Origin of the sequence: Rhizobium vallis (genome assembly GCF_003985155.1) — a bacterium.
Lineage (GTDB): Bacteria > Pseudomonadota > Alphaproteobacteria > Rhizobiales > Rhizobiaceae > Rhizobium > Rhizobium vallis.
In genome coordinates this window covers 615,436-631,204 of record NZ_ML133686.1, presented here as the reverse complement: position 1 = coordinate 631,204, position 15,769 = coordinate 615,436, and the positions used below count along the sequence as shown (strand labels likewise).

17 protein-coding genes are annotated in these 15,769 nt (G+C 61.9%); 8 read left to right on the top strand and 9 right to left on the bottom strand.

What is annotated here, in order from left to right; translation table 11 throughout:
• Positions 1–65 precede the first annotated feature (65 nt).
• Complete coding sequence (locus tag EFQ99_RS03060; protein ID WP_126919175.1) at positions 66–827, top strand: fumarylacetoacetate hydrolase family protein; 762 nt, start codon at positions 66–68, stop codon at positions 825–827.
• 37 nt (positions 828–864) lie between these two features.
• Here the strand turns inward: EFQ99_RS03060 and mmsB are convergent, their stop codons facing one another.
• From mmsB to EFQ99_RS03025, 7 genes are all read right to left on the bottom strand, one after another.
• Positions 865–1,746, bottom strand: a complete 882-nt coding sequence (gene mmsB / locus EFQ99_RS03055; protein WP_126919174.1) for a 3-hydroxyisobutyrate dehydrogenase — start codon at positions 1,744–1,746, stop codon at positions 865–867.
• Positions 1,747–1,755: 9 nt separating this feature from the next.
• A complete protein-coding gene (locus tag EFQ99_RS03050; RefSeq protein ID WP_126919173.1) occupies positions 1,756–3,351 on the bottom strand; it encodes a GMC family oxidoreductase in 1,596 nt (531 codons plus the stop codon).
• A 132-nt stretch (positions 3,352–3,483) separates the two neighbouring features.
• The gene (locus EFQ99_RS03045) at positions 3,484–4,473 is read right to left on the bottom strand and encodes a branched-chain amino acid ABC transporter permease (protein WP_126919172.1); all 990 of its coding nucleotides are present in this window, start codon (positions 4,471–4,473) and stop codon (positions 3,484–3,486) included.
• Between the two features lies 1 nt (position 4,474).
• Positions 4,475–5,362 (bottom strand): branched-chain amino acid ABC transporter permease, encoded by an 888-nt coding sequence (locus tag EFQ99_RS03040; protein ID WP_126919171.1) that lies wholly within the window; start codon positions 5,360–5,362, stop codon positions 4,475–4,477.
• A gap of 4 nt (positions 5,363–5,366) precedes the next feature.
• The gene (locus tag EFQ99_RS03035) at positions 5,367–6,068 is read right to left on the bottom strand and encodes an ABC transporter ATP-binding protein (protein ID WP_126919170.1); all 702 of its coding nucleotides are present in this window, start codon (positions 6,066–6,068) and stop codon (positions 5,367–5,369) included.
• Positions 6,068–6,850: an ABC transporter ATP-binding protein gene (locus EFQ99_RS03030; protein WP_126919169.1), complete on the bottom strand. Its 783-nt coding sequence runs from the start codon at positions 6,848–6,850 to the stop codon at positions 6,068–6,070. Before EFQ99_RS03030 ends, EFQ99_RS03035 begins: the two co-directional genes overlap by 1 nt.
• Before the next feature lie 5 nt (positions 6,851–6,855).
• Positions 6,856–8,061 carry an ABC transporter substrate-binding protein gene (locus EFQ99_RS03025; RefSeq protein ID WP_126919168.1) on the bottom strand — a complete coding sequence of 402 codons (1,206 nt, stop codon included), beginning with the start codon at positions 8,059–8,061 and terminating at the stop codon, positions 6,856–6,858.
• Positions 8,062–8,236: 175 nt separating this feature from the next.
• Here EFQ99_RS03025 and EFQ99_RS03020 point away from each other — a divergent pair, with 175 nt between their 5' ends.
• Positions 8,237–9,190, top strand: coding sequence for a LysR family transcriptional regulator (locus EFQ99_RS03020; RefSeq protein WP_126919167.1), 954 nt, complete (start codon positions 8,237–8,239; stop codon positions 9,188–9,190).
• Here EFQ99_RS03020 and EFQ99_RS03015 read toward each other — a convergent pair whose 3' ends face one another.
• Positions 9,191–9,529: a cupin domain-containing protein gene (locus EFQ99_RS03015; protein ID WP_126919166.1), complete on the bottom strand. Its 339-nt coding sequence runs from the start codon at positions 9,527–9,529 to the stop codon at positions 9,191–9,193. It abuts the gene before it with no gap.
• 172 nt (positions 9,530–9,701) lie between these two features.
• Between EFQ99_RS03015 and EFQ99_RS03010 the strand changes: the two genes are divergently transcribed.
• From EFQ99_RS03010 to EFQ99_RS02995, 4 genes are all read left to right on the top strand, one after another.
• Positions 9,702–10,889 (top strand): acyl-CoA dehydrogenase, encoded by a 1,188-nt coding sequence (locus EFQ99_RS03010; RefSeq protein WP_126919165.1) that lies wholly within the window; start codon positions 9,702–9,704, stop codon positions 10,887–10,889.
• Positions 10,890–10,979: 90 nt separating this feature from the next.
• Complete coding sequence (locus EFQ99_RS03005) at positions 10,980–11,438, top strand: DUF4126 domain-containing protein (protein WP_126919164.1); 459 nt, start codon at positions 10,980–10,982, stop codon at positions 11,436–11,438.
• Entirely contained in the window at positions 11,438–12,805 is a 1,368-nt protein-coding gene (locus tag EFQ99_RS03000; protein WP_126919163.1) for an FAD-containing oxidoreductase, read from the top strand. The genes EFQ99_RS03005 and EFQ99_RS03000 overlap by 1 nt, the downstream gene beginning before the upstream one ends.
• A 22-nt stretch (positions 12,806–12,827) precedes the next feature.
• Positions 12,828–13,397, top strand: a complete 570-nt coding sequence (locus EFQ99_RS02995; RefSeq protein WP_126919162.1) for a DedA family protein — start codon at positions 12,828–12,830, stop codon at positions 13,395–13,397.
• 14 nt (positions 13,398–13,411) lie between these two features.
• Here the strand turns inward: EFQ99_RS02995 and EFQ99_RS02990 are convergent, their stop codons facing one another.
• On the bottom strand, positions 13,412–14,455 hold the full coding sequence (locus tag EFQ99_RS02990) for an NAD(P)-dependent alcohol dehydrogenase (RefSeq protein WP_126919161.1): 1,044 nt from the start codon (positions 14,453–14,455) through the stop codon (positions 13,412–13,414).
• Positions 14,456–14,955: 500 nt separating this feature from the next.
• Between EFQ99_RS02990 and EFQ99_RS02980 the strand changes: the two genes are divergently transcribed.
• Together EFQ99_RS02980 and EFQ99_RS02970 are read left to right on the top strand one after the other, a co-directional pair.
• Positions 14,956–15,318, top strand: a complete 363-nt coding sequence (locus EFQ99_RS02980; protein ID WP_126919159.1) for a copper resistance CopC family protein — start codon at positions 14,956–14,958, stop codon at positions 15,316–15,318.
• A 312-nt stretch (positions 15,319–15,630) separates the two neighbouring features.
• The gene (locus tag EFQ99_RS02970; RefSeq protein WP_003547774.1) at positions 15,631–15,720 is read left to right on the top strand and encodes a K(+)-transporting ATPase subunit F; all 90 of its coding nucleotides are present in this window, start codon (positions 15,631–15,633) and stop codon (positions 15,718–15,720) included.
• Positions 15,721–15,769: the final 49 nt, after the last annotated feature.

Genomic DNA, 15,769 nt, shown 5'->3' with positions numbered 1-15,769 from the left:
AAGCGGTCTTGCTCGGCCCGGCCTTGCGGTTAGTGTGCACCTCGAAATTCATTCGAGGAGATGCCATGACAGAGACATTCGATCCGCGCGCCCTTGCAGCCAGACTTCACAGCCTGCGTCAGGCCGGCCGGCAGGAGACGACGAGTACGTTCACGCTGCCCGCAGATCTGCATCAGGCGATGGAGGCGCAGACTTTCCTCACTGCGGCGGACGGCATTTCCAGCAATGCCTGGAAGGTGACGGTATCGCCCCAGGGCCAGGCAGTCACCGGACCGCTGCACCCCTATGTCGAAGCCGCCTCGGGCGCGAGCATTCCCTGGTATCCCGGCCTGAAATTCGAAACCGAGATCGCCGTGCGCCTCGGCAAGGACCTGCCGATCCGCGCAGGCGTTCCATACAGCCGTGCCGACGTGGTCGAGGCGATCTCCGCCGTCCATCTCGGCGCCGAACTGCTGGTCAGCGCCGTCAGGGAAAGCGGCAGCATCGCCTTTCTGCTGTTCCTCGCCGACCGGCTCGGCAATAGCGGTTATGTGCTCGGCCCCAAGATCGACAAAAGCGTCGTCGACACCGCCGGGGGCACACCGCTCAAGGTCACCCATGCCGGCCGCACGATTTATGATGGTCCGGCGCAGCATCCGAAGGGCGACGTTCTCACCTGGCTCGTCGACTACGCCAATGACGGTTTGCGCCCTGAGACATCGCTGAAGACAGGCGCGCTCATCACCACGGGCACATTGAGCGGCGCGATCGAACTGACCGAACCCGGCGAGATCGACATCCTGTTCGGCGACGTCAGGCTGAGTTTTTTGGTATCCAAGGCCGATTGACGGCCGGCGCTGCCGGCTATCTCCTGCAGGCAGTCGGCTACGTCTTTTCGCGGAACATCTCTATGATGGCCGAGAAATCCCTGCCGCCATTGCCTTGCTTTTCGAAGAGCGCGAAAAGCTGGGCCGCCTCCGCGCCGAGCGGCGTGGAGGCGCCGCTCGCGAGCGCCGCTTCCTGCGAGAGCCTGAGATCCTTCAGCATCAGCGCTGCGGCAAAGCCCGGTTTGTAGCTATTGTTCGCAGGCGAAGTCGGCACCGGCCCCGGCACCGGGCAATAGGTATTGATCGACCAGCACTGCCCTGACGAGGTGGAGGCGACGTCGAACAGCGCCTGATGCGAGAGGCCGAGTTTCTCGGCGAGCACGAAGGCTTCGCAGACGCCGACCATCGAAATGCCGAGGATCATGTTGTTGCAGATCTTCGCCGCCTGGCCGGCACCCGCCTCGCCGCAATGGACGATCTTCTTTCCCATCGCCTCGAGGATCGGCTTCGCCTTGGCGAAGGCTTCATCCGCGCCACCCGCCATGAAGGTCAGCGTGCCCGCGCTCGCCCCGCCCGTGCCGCCGGAAACGGGCGCATCGAGCGACAGGCAGCTCGCGGCCTTGGCCATCTCATGCGCCTTGCGGCTGCTTTCGACATCGATTGTGGAGCAATCGATAACAAGCGTGCCTTGCGCGGCGGACTGCAGAATATCGGTCCAGGCCGTCAGTACGTGTCTGCCCTGCGGCAGCATTGATATAACGATCTCCGCGTCCTTGACCGCCTGGCTCACATGGCTCGCCGGCTTGACGCCGCTCTCTTCTGCCGCCTTTAACACGGAAGCAGCCAGATCAAAGCCGAGAACCTCGTGACCTGACTTGACGAGATTGGCCGCCATCGGGCCACCCATGTTGCCCAATCCGATGAATGCGATCCTTGCCATGGTCTTCTCCTATCGATTGTCTTCGAGGATCATCGCCGCTGCCTTTTCGGCGATCATGATCGTCGGTGAATTGGTGTTGCCCGAAGTGATCGAGGGCATCACCGAGGCATCGGCGATCCTGAGCTTGCCGAGCGCCCTAAGCTTCAGCCTGGGATCGACGACACTATCCCTGTCGGCGCCCATGCGACAGGTGCCGACGGGATGGAAGATCGTCGTGCCGATCTCGCCCGCCGCCCGCTCCAGATCGGCCTCCGTCTGATAGGACAGTCCGGGCTTGAATTCCTCCGGCCTGAACCGGGCAAAGGAGGGCTGCGCCACGATCCTGCGCGTCAACCGTATCGAACGAACAGCTATGTCACGATCGCGCTGCGTCGAGAGGTATTTCGGACTGATCGTCGGCTGGGCGGCAAAATCCGGGCTCGATAGATGGACCGAACCTCGGCTTTCCGGCCTGAGATTGCAGACGCTCGCCGTGATTGCCGGGAAAGGATGGACGGGATCGCCGAACTTCTCCAGCGATACCGGCTGCACGTGATATTGCAGGTCAGGCGTTTCCCGGTCCGGGCCTGAGCGGGTGAAGATGCCAAGCTGGCTCGGCGCCATCGCCATCGGCCCGGAGCGGCGGACAAGATATTCGAGCCCGATCGCCGCCTTGCCGATCAGCTTCGTCGCCTTCTCGTTCAGCGTCGGCACGCCCGTCACCTTGTAGGCCAGGCGCAATTGCAGATGATCCTGCAGGTTCTCGCCGACGCCCTTTACCTCGGTCACGACATCGACGCCCGCCTGGCGCAACACGTCGCCCCTGCCGATGCCGGACAGTTCCAGAATATGCGGTGAGCCGATCGAACCGGCGGAAAGGACGGTTTCCCTGGCCGCATAGGCGCGTTTGGCCACGCCATCATACTGGAACTCGACGCCGGCAACAGTGCCCTCCTCCACCAGAAGCCGCCGGACCTGCGCCTTGGTGAGCACGGTCAGGTTGGAGCGCTTCATCGCCGGGCGCAGGAAGGCCTTCGAGGTATTCCAGCGGATTCCGGAACGCTGGTTGACGTCGAAATAACCGGATCCTTCATTGCTGCCGCGGTTGAAATCCGCGGTCTCGGGAATGCCCGCCTCTTTTGCTGCCTGCTGGAAGGCATCGAGCACGGCCCAGCGCACGCGCGCCTTCTCGATGCGCCATTCGCCGCCGGCGCCATGCATATCGTCTGCGCCGCGATAAAAATCCTCGGATTTCAGGAAGAAGGGCAGAATGTCGTCCCATCCCCAGCCGCTGCAGCCCATCTGCCGCCAGAGGTCGTAATCGCGGGCCTGGCCGCGCATGTAGATCATGCCGTTGATCGACGAACAGCCGCCGAGAACCTTGCCGCGGGGATAGCTCAGCGCCCTGCCGTTCAACCCCGCTTCCGGCGCCGTGGTGAAGCACCAGTCGGTACGCGGATTGTTGATGCAATAGAGATACCCCACAGGAATATGGATCCAGTGGTAGTTGTCCCTACCGCCGGCTTCCAAAAGCAGTACGCGGCTCCGGCCATCCGCCGACAGCCGGTTGGCGAGCACGCAGCCGGCGCTGCCTGCCCCGATGATGATGTAGTCGTAACGATCCATGTGCGCCCCGCACGAATTCCAGATGCTTGCCGCTTCCCTCTCCCCGCGGGACGGGGAGAGGGACAGTCGCAGTGCCGCCGCCGTCTCTCTTTCCGGAGAAGAAAGCTTCCCCGGGGAGAGAGGTCCGCCCGTTCAGCGGCGATAGACGAAGCCCAGTTTCCGCCCCAGCCGCGAGGCGTAGAATTCGCCGATGACGCCGCGGCGGAAGATCAGCACGCAGACCATGAAGACGATGCCGGTGATGATCGTCACCGGGAATTCAGACGTGGCGAGGTAATTTTCCAGCGCCACCACCAGCCCGGCGCCAAAGAGCGGGCCGATCAGCGTGCCGATGCCGCCGAGCAGCGTCATCAGGATCACTTCGCCCGACATCTGCCAGGCGACATCGGTCAGTGTCGCGAACTGGAAGACGATCGATTTCACCGCGCCGGCCAACCCGGCAAGTGCGGCCGACATGACGAAGGCGCCGAGCTTGTAGCGCGCCACGGAATAACCGAGCGAGATCGCACGTTGTTCGTTTTCACGAATCGATTTCAGGATCATGCCAAAGGGCGAATTGATGAAGCGCCAGATGATCAGCACGCCGATGATGAAAACAGCAAGCACGAAATAGTACATGTTGGTCGAGCTGTTCAGATCGATGAAGCCGAAGAGATGGCCGCGCGGCACCGACTGGATGCCGTCCTCGCCCTCGGTGAATTTCGCCTGCAGGCAGAAGAAAAAGAACATCTGCGACAAGGCCAGCGTGATCATCGCGAAATAGATGCCCTGGCGGCGGATCGCGAAGAAACCCATGACGAGACCGAGAAACGCCGCACCCGCCACCCCGACCAGGATGCCGAGTTCCGGCGGCAGGCCCCATGACTTCACCGTGTAGGCGGTGAAATAGGCCGCACCGCCGAAGAAGGTGGCATGGCCGAAGGAAAGCAGGCCGGTATACCCGAGTAGCAGGTTGAAGGCGCAGGCAAAGAGCGCGAAGCAGAGCAGCTTCATCAGGAAGATCGGATAGAAGAAGAACGGCGCCAAGAGCAGGAGCAGCAGTCCCACGAGAAGGAAGCCCGCCTGCACCGAAAGGGCGGTTCGGCTTTTTTCCGTTCGGATGGTTTCGGTGATGTCAGCCATATCAAGCATCCCGGCCGAAGAGGCCCGCGGGCCTGATGAGAAGCACGATCGCCATGATGACGAAGATCACGATGTTGGAGGCCTCGGGATAGAAGACCTTGGTCAGGCCCTCGGCGATCCCCAGCACATAACCGGTGATGATCGCACCCATGATCGATCCCATGCCACCGACGACGACCACGGCGAAGACGACGATGATCATGTTCGAGCCCATCAGCGGCGAGACCTGATAGATTGGCGCGGCCAGCACGCCGGCGAAGGCCGCAAGGCCCGCACCGAGCGCGTAGGTCAACGTCAGCAGCACCGGCACGTTGACGCCGAAGACCTGAACCAGCACCGCGTTTTCGGTGGCAGCGCGAAGGTAAGCCCCGAGCTTGGTCTTTTCGATCAGCAGCCATGTGCCGACGCAGACCACAAGCGAGACGACGACCACCCAGCCGCGATAGATCGGCAGGAACATGAAGCCGAGGTTCGCTCCGCCGGCAAGCGCTGCCGGCGTCGCATAGGGCTGACCGGAAGAGCCGTAGAGATAGCGGAAAGTGCCTTCGACCGCGAGCGCCAGGCCAAAGGTGAAGAGCAGGCCGTACAGCGGATCGAGGTCGTAGAGCCGCCGCAGGAACAGCCGCTCGATGACGGCGCCGGCAAACCCGACGATGACAGGCGCCAGGATCAGCGACGGCCAGTAGCCGATGCCGGCATATGCCAGCAGCAGGTAAGCCGCGAAGGCGCCGAGCATATATTGTGCGCCATGGGCAAAGTTGATCACCCGGAGCAGACCGAAGATGATGGCGAGGCCGAGGCTGAGCAGCGCATAGAACGAGCCGTTGATCAGGCCGATCAGCAGTTGGCCGAACAGCGCCTGCAGGGGAATGCCGAAGATCATCGTCATCAGGTCACACTCCCAGAACCTTGTGCAGCGTATCCATGCGCTGCGGCAGTTCGCCGACCGGGAATTCCGACACCATCTGCCCATGATCCATCAGATAGAAGCGATCGGCAATACGGCTGGCGAACCGGAAGTTCTGCTCGACGAGCAGGATCGTCATGCCACGCTCCTTGAGTTTCTTCAGCACCTCGCCGATGCGCTGGACGATGACGGGGGCAAGCCCCTCCGTCGGTTCGTCGAGGATCAGCAGCCTGACGCCGGTGCGGAGAATCCGGGCGATTGCCAGCATCTGCTGTTCGCCGCCGGAAAGCTTGGTGCCGGGGCTGCCGCGGCGTTCGTAGAGATTGGGGAAAAGCTCGTAGATTTCGTCGAGCGTCATGCCGCCTGCGGCCACGATAGGCGGTAGCAGCAGGTTTTCCGAAACGGTGAGCGTCGAGAAAATGCCGCGCTCTTCCGGCACGAAGCCGATGCCCCGGTGCGCCGTCTTGTGCAGGGGCACCTGCATCATGTCGCTGCCGGCAAAGCTGATCTTGCCCTTTCGGGCACGCACGATGCCGGTAATGGTGCGCAGCGTCGTCGTCTTGCCGACGCCGTTGCGGCCGAGAATGGTGATCGTCTCGCCTTCGGCCACCCGCATGTCGACGCCGTGCAAGATGTGGCTTTCGCCATACCAGGCATTGAGGCCCTGAACTTCGAGGAGAGCTGCCATCAATGCTCCTCCGTACCCATATAGGCGACGCGCACGCGCTCGTCCTGGCTGACGGTGGCATAGTCGCCCTCGGCGAGGATCTCGCCGCGCTGCAGCACGGTGACATGCTGGCAGATATTGGCGACGACGGAAAGATTGTGCTCGACCATCAGCACCGCCCGGTCGCGGGCAACCTCGCGGATGATCGAGGAAACGACGCCGACATCCTCATGTCCCATGCCGGCCATCGGCTCGTCGAGAAGCAGCACTTTGGGATCGAGCGCCAGCGTGGTGGCGATCTCCAGCACGCGCTTGCGGCCGTAGGAAAGATCGGCGGCGATATGATCGCGCTCCTTGGACAGCCCGACGCTGGCTAGCAGCTGCTCGGCGCGCTCGTTCAGCCGGTCGAGCGCGGAAAGCGGCCGCCAGAACTGCGTGGAGAGACCGTTCGGTCGCTGCAGCGCCACGCGCACATTGTCGAGCACGGAAAGGTGCGGGAAGACCGCCGAGATCTGGAAGGAGCGCACCAGCCCCATGCGCGCCACCCTGTCGGGCGGTGTCCCGGTGATGTCGGTGCCCATCAGGGTGATCGTGCCTGCCGTTGGCTGCAGGAACTTCGTCAGCAGGTTGAACACCGTCGTCTTGCCGGCGCCGTTCGGGCCGATCAGCGCGTGCACGCTTGCGTCATGCACGTCGAGATCGACGTTCTTGACAGCCGTGAAGCCGCCGAAATCGCGGCGCAGGCCGCGGGCGGACAATACCACCCGCGGCTTCGCCTGAGTTTCAATCGCGGAAACCGCCATCGTACTTACTTCACCAGATCGCAGCCGCTCTTGGCGGGGTCGATATAGGCTTCCTTGCCGGGAATGGTGGCGAGAACGTTGAAGTAATCCCACGGCTCCTTGCTTTCGGAAGGCTTCTTGACCTGCAGCAGGTACATGTCGTGGATCATGCGGCCGTTGGCGCCAACCGTGCCGCCGCGGCCGAAAACGTCGTCGACGGGCATTTCATGCAGCAGCTTGGCGACGGCATCAGTCTCGTCGGTGCCGGCCTTCTGTACCGCCTTCAGATATTGCGTCACTGCCGAGTAGGTGCCGGTATGGATCATGTTCGGCATCTTGCCGGTGCGGGCGAAGAACTTCTTGGCGAAGGCGCGGCTTTCATCGTCGCGGTTCCAGTAAAAACCTTCCGTCAGGGTCAGCCCTTGAGCCGCTTCGAGGCCGAGACCGTGGACTTCGGCGAGCGTGAAGAGCAGCGCCGCCAGATGCTGGCCGCCCTGGGTGATGCCGAATTCAGCCGCCTGCTTGATGGCGTTCGAAGTGTCGAGGCCGGCATTGGCAAGGCCAATCACCTTGGCGCCCGAGGATTGCGCCTGCAGCAGGAAGGACGAAAAGTCCTGGCTCGAAAGCGGATGACGAACCGAGCCGACGACCGTGCCGCCGCTCGCCTTGACGTAATCCGTGGTCTGCTGCTCCAGGGAGTAACCGAACGCATAGTCGGCGGTCAGGAAAAACCAGCTGTCTCCGCCCTGTTTGACGAGCGCGCCGCCCGTGCCGACGGCCAAAGCGTGGGTGTCGTAGGCCCAATGGAAACCATAGGGCGAGCATGCCTTGCCGGTAAGATCGGTCGTCGCAGCACCCGTGACGATGTCGATCTTCTTCTTCTCCTTGGCAATTGCCTGCACGGCCAGCGCCACGGAAGAGGTCGTCAGCTCCATGATCGCATCCACCTGCTCGGTGTCATACCACTGGCGGGCGATGTTGGAGGCGATATCCGCCTTGTTCTGGTGGTCGGCATCGACGATCTCGACTGGAACGCCGAGCACCTTGCCACCGAAATCCTCGACCGCCATCTTGGCAGCTTCGACGGAAGACTTGCCGCCGAAGTCGGCATAGACGCCCGACTGATCGTTGAGAATGCCGATCTTGACCTTGCCGTCAGTCGCGCTCTGCGCGAGCACTGCCGTGCTGCTTGCAAGCAGAAATGCAATGGATGCAACGAGATTCTTTCGCATACTCTCTCCTCCCAGAGATTAGCCAGATTACGGATCTGTTCAGATTTGGCCAGCCGCACTCCTCAGAGCGACCGACCCTTTCCTTACGATCAAGGAAATTTCGCCTTGAAGCAACGGGTGGTTTACAACTAATTCCAAACAGTATCTGTTCGCTTTTGAACAGATGGGGACGGCGATGACCAATCCACCGCAGTTTACTTGGGACGATCTTCAGTTTTTTCTAGCCGTCGCCCGCACCGGACAGCTGTCGACGGCGGCCCGCCAGCTGCGCTCCAGCCATGCGACCGTTTCGCGCCGCATCGACCGGCTGGAATTCACCCTCAAGGTCAAGCTCTTCGAGCGCAATCCGCGTGGCTATGTGCTGACCGCCATGGGCATGCGTTTCATCGAAACGGCCGAGAAAATGGAGCAGGAAACCGAGCGGCTGCGCGCCGATCTCGCCGACGGCTCGATGGCGCAGCGAGGGCTGGTGCGTCTCAGCGCGCCGGAGGGCTTTGCCAATTTCTTCTTCGCCACCGTGCTTCCCCGCTTTGCCGCCCAGCATCCGCATCTCTCGCTCGAGCTGGTGACGATCCAGCAGATCATGTCTCTGTCGCGCAAGGAGGCCGATCTTTCCGTCGTGCTCGACGAGCCGAAGGGCGGGCCTTATTTCGCCGAGAAGCTGACGGACTACCATCTGCAGATCTATGGTTCGCGCGATTATCTGGCGAAGGCGCCTGACATCACCTGTCGCGACGACCTGCTTGAGCATCCTTTCATCAGCTATATCGAGGAAATGATTTTCGCACCGGGCCTGGACTACCTGAGCGATGTGCATCCGCGCATCAAGCCGCAGTTCCAGAGCTCCAGCATCTTCGCGCAGCTCACCGCCACGAGGAACGGCCTCGGCCTTTGCATCCTGCCCTATTTCTTCGCCAGCCGTTATCCCGAACTCGTCCGCGTTCTGCCTGACGAGATCGATCTCAAGCGCCACTACTGGATCACCTGCCATCGCGACCTGAAGCAGGCGCCGCGCGTGCGCGCCGTCATCGATTTCCTGCGCGAGGCGGTGCATGGCGAGGATGCGCGCTTCGTGCCGCCCTATGTCACTCCGACAGGCCCGGCGCGCCGGACAAAGGCAGAGGGCTGATTATTTCAAAAATTCGGCCCGATGCGGCGTGAACGTATCGATCAGCCGGCCCTTCTCCAGCGCCCTGACGCCGTGGATCAGATTGGGAGGCACGATGAAGCTGCCGCCCTGTTTCAGCACCTCAGTCCGCCCATCGATCGTCACCTCGAAGCTGCCTTCGGCGACATAGCTTGCCTGGATGTGCGGATGCGAATGGGCGGCACCCACCGCACCGCTCTCGAAAGCCACTTCCACCATCATCATCTCGGGCAGATAGGTCATGATGCGCCTGACGACGCCGGGCTCGGGATTGACCCACTCGGCGCCTTCGGCCGATACGAACAGATCGCTTGATGACATTTCCGTCTCCTCGTTCCAGAATCGGTCGCGGGCAAAGTGGAGCATGCCGCCGCTTTTGAAAAGATGGCGGGGTCCGTCTTTTCAAGACGGCCGCCTCGGTTGACGCGCTCGGCTGGCGGGTCTATGCGACCTTGACGAGGCAAGCATGAATTCAGGGTGAGGAGACGCCGCCATGCAGCATACGCGCGAGGTTTTTGACTGGACCGATCCGTTCCGGCTGGTGGAGCAACTGACGGGCGAAGAGCGCATGGTGCAGGACACCGCCCATGCCTATGCGCAGGAGAAGCTCGCTCCCCGCGTTCTCGACGCGTTCCGCAACGAGAAGACCCATCCTGAGATTTTTCGCGAAATGGGCGAACTCGGCCTGCTCGGCCCGACGATCTCCGCCGACTACGGCGGTTCCGGGCTCGGCTACGTCGCCTACGGCCTGATCGCCCGCGAAGTCGAACGGGTCGACAGCGGCTATCGCTCGATGATGAGCGTGCAGTCGTCGCTCGTCATGGTGCCGATCGAAACCTTCGGCTCCGAAGAGCAGAAGCTGAAATATCTGCCGAAGCTTGCCACCGGTGAATGGATCGGCTGCTTCGGCCTGACCGAGCCCGATCACGGCTCCGATCCGGGCTCGATGGCAACGCGCGCCAAAAAGGTCGACGGCGGCTACAGCCTCACCGGCTCGAAGACCTGGATCTCCAACGCGCCGATCGCCGATGTCTTCGTCGTCTGGGCAAAGACCGAGGACGGGCTCATCCGCGGCTTCATCCTCGAAAAGGGTTGGAAGGGACTTTCGGCGCCCGCCATCCACGGCAAGGTGGGATTGCGCGCTTCGATCACCGGCGAAGTGGTGATGGACGGGGTCTTCGTGCCCGAGGAAAACCTGCTGCCCGGCGTCACCGGCCTCAAGGGTCCGTTCACCTGCCTCAACTCGGCCCGCTTCGGCATCGCCTGGGGCGCGCTCGGTGCTGCCGAGGATTGTTATGCGAGAGCGCGGCAATATACGCTGGAGCGCAAGCAGTTCGGCCGGCCGCTCGCCGCCAACCAGCTCATCCAGAAAAAGCTCGCCGACATGGCGACGGAAATCTCGCTCGGCCTACAGGGCTGCCTGCGCCTCGGCCGCATGAAGGAGGAAGGCCATCCGCCGGTGGAGCTGACCTCAATCCTCAAGCGCAATAGCTGCGGCAAGGCGCTGGATATCGCACGTGCGGCGCGCGACATGCTCGGCGGCAACGGCATCTCCGACGAATTCGGCATCGCTCGTCATCTCGTCAACCTCGAAGTGGTCAACACCTATGAGGGCACGCATGACATCCACGCGCTGATCGTCGGCCGCGCCATCACCGGCATCGCCGCCTTTGCGAACTGAGCCACTGGTGCGTGGCGAATTGCCACGCGCCTGACAATATGCAACCTTCCCTGACGACGGCCCCAAAGCCGGCAAAGAGGGGGATCGCGCATGTTTCTGCTTCTTGCATTGCTGATCGGTGTCATATCGGGTCTTCGCGCCATGACCGCGCCGGCCGCCGTCGCCTGGGGGGCGGCGCTCGGCTGGCTCGATGTCTCCCAGACGCCGCTTGCCTTCATGGGATACCAGTGGACGCCATGGGTTCTCACCCTTCTCGCCGTTGTTGAACTGATCACCGACCAGTTGCCCTCCACGCCGTCGCGCAAGGTGCCGGTGCAATTCGGCGCCCGCATTGTCACCGGGGCGCTGTCGGGGGCGACGATCGGTGCGGCCAGCGGCCTGCTCTTTGGCGGGCTGATTGCCGGCGTGATCGGTGCAGTCATCGGCACATTTGGTGGCGCCGCCCTCCGCGGCAGGCTCGCGGCCTCCTTCGGTAAGGATCTGCCGGCCGCCCTCATCGAAGATGCAATCGCCGTCATCGGTGCGGCGCTGATCGTGGGGGCCGTCTGATGAAAAGCTTCGACGCTATCGTTGTTGGTGCTGGCCAATCCGGCCCGTTCCTCGCCGCCCGCATGGTCGAAAAGGGCATGAAGGTGGCGCTCATCGAGCGCAAGTTCCTCGGCGGCACCTGCGTCAATGCCGGCTGCATGCCGACGAAGACGCTGGTCGCCAGCGCTCGCGCCGCCCATGTCGCCAGAAACGGCGCCGTTTACGGCGTCAACATTCCCGGCGAGATTGCCATCGATATGAAGGTGGTGAGAGCCCGCGCCGAAACGGTGACCATGAACGCCCGTAACGGCCTGATCGACTGGTTTAACGCGATGGACGGCATGACCGTGATTTACGGCCATGCCCGTTTCGAGGGCCCGAAGACCGTCAGCGTCAACGGCGAAACGCTGACCGCGCCGCGCATCTTCCTCAATGTCGGGGCGCGGCCTGTTATCCCTGACCTGCCAGGCATCAACGATATCGATTATCTCACCAGCACCTCGATCATTCATCTCGACACGCTGCCGAGGCATCTCGCCGTCATCGGCGGCAGCTATATCGGGCTGGAATTCGCGCAGATGTATCGGCGCTTCGGCGCCGAAGTCAGCGTCATCGAGCACGGCCCGAAGCTCGCATCGCGCGAGGACGAGGATATATCGGACGCGATCGCCGATATCATGCGTTCGGAAGGCATCGGCGTGCACACCGATGCCGGCAATATCGCTTTTGCACGAAACCGCAGCGGGGTTACCATCACTGCCGGCTCGGCGAAGATCGAGGCGAGCCATGTGCTGATCGCTACCGGCCGCACGCCGAACACCGACGATCTCGGCCTCGACGCCGCCGGCGTTGCCACTGACAAGCGCGGCTACATCCCCGTCGACGACAAGCTCGCCACCAACGTCGAAGGCATCTTTGCGCTCGGTGACTGCAATGGCCACGGCGCCTTCACCCACACCTCCTACAATGATTTCGAGATCGCCGCCGCCAACCTGCTCGACGGCGACGACCGTAAAGTCTCGAGCCGCATCCTCGCCTATGCCCTCTACATCGATCCGCCGCTCGGCCGCGTCGGCATGACGGAGAAACAGGCGCGCGCCTCGGGGCGCAGGATCATGGTCTCGACGCGGCCGATGAGCCGTGTCGGCCGCGCCAACGAACGCGGCGAAACCAAGGGCTTCATGAAGGTGGTCGCCGATGCCGAGACCAAGGAGATCCTCGGCGCAGCGATACTGGGCATCGAGGGCGACGAAGTGATCCACGGCTTGATCGATGCGATGAATGCGGGAACCACCTATCCCACGCTGCAATGGTCGGTGCCGATCCATCCGACGGTGTCAGAGCTGATCCCGACGCTGCTTGCGGATTTAAAGCCGGTTCAGCTGTGAGTGCGGCTGGAGGCGGACCCGCGTGTCTATCGAACTGCTGATCGAGCATTACGGTCTGCTGGCAATATTTCTGGGCGCTGCCTTCGAAGGCGAAACGGCCGCCTTCCTTGGCGGCGTGATTTCCCACCATGGGGTACTCAGTTACTGGTCGGCATCGATTGCGGCCACGGCAGGCTCCTTCGCCGGCGATCAGATGTGGTTCTTCGCCGGCCGTTATGCAGCGCAGTGGGGCTTCGTCCGCCGGCTGATGGAAAGGCCGTCGCTGGCACGCGTGACCCGGCTTCTGGAAAACTATCCGACCGGCTTCATCCTGGCGTTCCGCTTTCTGATCGGCTTGCGGACGATCAGCCCGATCGTCATCGGGACGACGCGCATACCAACCGGAAAATTCGTCGTCCTGAATGCCGTCGCCGCGCTGGTCTGGGGACAGCTTTTCACGGCGCTCGGCTACCTGTTCGGCCATGGCATTCAGCAGACAATGGGGCACCTTCCCCTACAGCACCACCTGCTCATCGCAATCGGAGCCGCCGCTGTCGTCGCAGTCGCGGCTCTTGCCTTTCGCAAAATGAAACCGAGAGCCGGGCCCCCATAGAGAGGCGCGGCTTCCTACCCCATCACGATCTGCAGCTTGACGTCGCTCGGCCGCGCCTCCACAGCCCGATCGAACGCCTTGATCGAATCTTCGAATTCGAACGTCTCAGAGATCAGGGGCTTGAGATCGACGCGACCCGATGCCAAGAGCGCGATCGAACGCTCATACTGGTGCGCATAGCGGAACACCGTCTCGATGCGGATTTCCTTGGTGGATGCCGTCGAGACGTCGAAACCAACAGGGTTGACCGGCAGGCCGACGGCGACGATGACTCCACCCGGACGCGGCAGCGCCATGATCGTCTCCCAGGCTTTCGGCGAGCCGGAACATTCGAAGACGACATCGGCGCCCCAGCCATCGGTCAGCCGGCCGACTTCCTCGATCAGGTTTTTCTCGCGGATATTGACCGGGATCACCCCCTGATACTGCGCTGATATATCGAGCTTCGGCTGGGCGAGATCGGCAACGATGGCGCGGGCGCACCCGCCGGCAAGCGCGGCGATCGCCACCATCGTGCCGATCGGCCCGGCGCCAAGGACGACGGCGGTATCGCCAGGCGCAATCTTCGCCTTGTGAGCCGCCTGCATGCCGACGGCGAAGGGCTCTACCATGGCACCTTCGGCGAAGCTGACATTGTCCGGCAGCTTGAAAGTATAGTTGGCGGGATGCACGACCTCAGGTGTCAGCACGCCATGGATCGGCGGCGTTGCCCAGAAGGTGACATCGGGATCGATATTGTACATGCCGAGCCGGCTTGCCTTCGAATTCGGATCGGGGATGCCGGGTTCCATGCAGACGCGGTCTCCGACCTTGAGATGCGTGACATCCGGTCCGACCTCGACCACTGTGCCCGCCGCTTCGTGGCCAAGCACCATCGGCGCATTGACGACGAAGGGGCCGATCTTGCCATGGGTATAATAATGCACGTCCGAACCGCAGACACCCACTGTGTGAATCTTGATCTTCACCTGCCCCGGTCCCGTTTCCAGAGGCAGATCGATATCGCGAAGCGCAAGCTCATGCTGGCGCTCCAGCACCAGCGCACGGACTTTGGTCATGATCGGTTTCCTTCCCTATGGCCCCCGCAATTCATGGAGCGCCGTTGACGGGACTATAAGACCGTAAGGGGCAGCAATTCAATCGCATCAATCAAGCTTTTGCTCATCATGCGATGAAATGCCCATTTTCCATAACCCGAAAGATTCCCGTCCCAAGACCTCTGGATGATTCCACCCGAGGCTATTGGGGAGTATATTCTCAAGTCTATGTCGCTATCAATGAAGAAAGATAAAGATATGAACCACGATAACGATAATATCGTCAGGAATATCTCTCGCAGCGCGAAGATATCAAAGCAACTCCGGGATCTCTGGCGCCGGCTCGTGGACAACTGTATCGCAGCGCTCGACGAAGACCGCTCGCCGAAGCCGGTGCGCGTTATTGTCAAGCCAATGGATCGAAATCGTCCCATACAGCGTTAATAGCAGGCGCCGGCATGGCGTCGCGGGACATGACGGCTCCCGGCACCACGCGGATCGGCAAGAGAAGGAAGACCATCATGAAGTTGATCGTGTCAGCTTGCCTGTTCACATCCCTTCTCTTTGCCGCAAATGGAGCGTCCGCGGCGATCGAGCAAGCATCGCTTCCCCCGCAGCAGCAGGAAGATAGGCTGGTGCCGGTCAATCTCGAACTCACGTTCACCGGCCCTGTCGATCTTGCCCGCTCGACGGCCACCCTGCTGGATGCCAAGGGTACGGCCCTTCCGACAGGCAAGCCGTTTCTCTCCGGCCCCGAAGGATCCATATTTAAGATCCCGCTCGATCCCTCCATGGCACCGGGCCTCTATACCCTCGACTGGCGCGTCCTCTCGATGGACGGCCGTAGCGCCGAGGGCCAGTACCAGTTCCGGGTCGATCCTTAGCGCCGCGATCGCCGATTTGGCTCGCAAAAGCATTTATAAGATTTTTATATTGATGGCCGCTGGCCCGTCTCGAACCTTTATGCCCTTCGGCTCCATATTGATGTCCGAGAGATCAAAACGATCATCTCCACGCCAGAAAGCATGAAAGGCGGCCTCCTTCGGGATGGCGCCCTTTGTCTTGTCTGACTCCAAGAAGAACAACAGGAGTCACGATCATGATGGATATCATTCTACTCGCCACGGCGATCCTATTCTTCGCACTGTGCTTTGCCTACGTCAGCGCCTGCGACAGGCTCTAACGGGAGACCGACGATGACCCTCGATTATGTCTTGAGCGGTGCCGTAACCGTGTTTCTCACCGTTTATCTCACCTACGCTCTCCTTCGCCCCGAACGCTTCTGAGGTCGCGCATGCGCGACCGGGAACCAGCCGGGTATTGAAAGTTTAACTC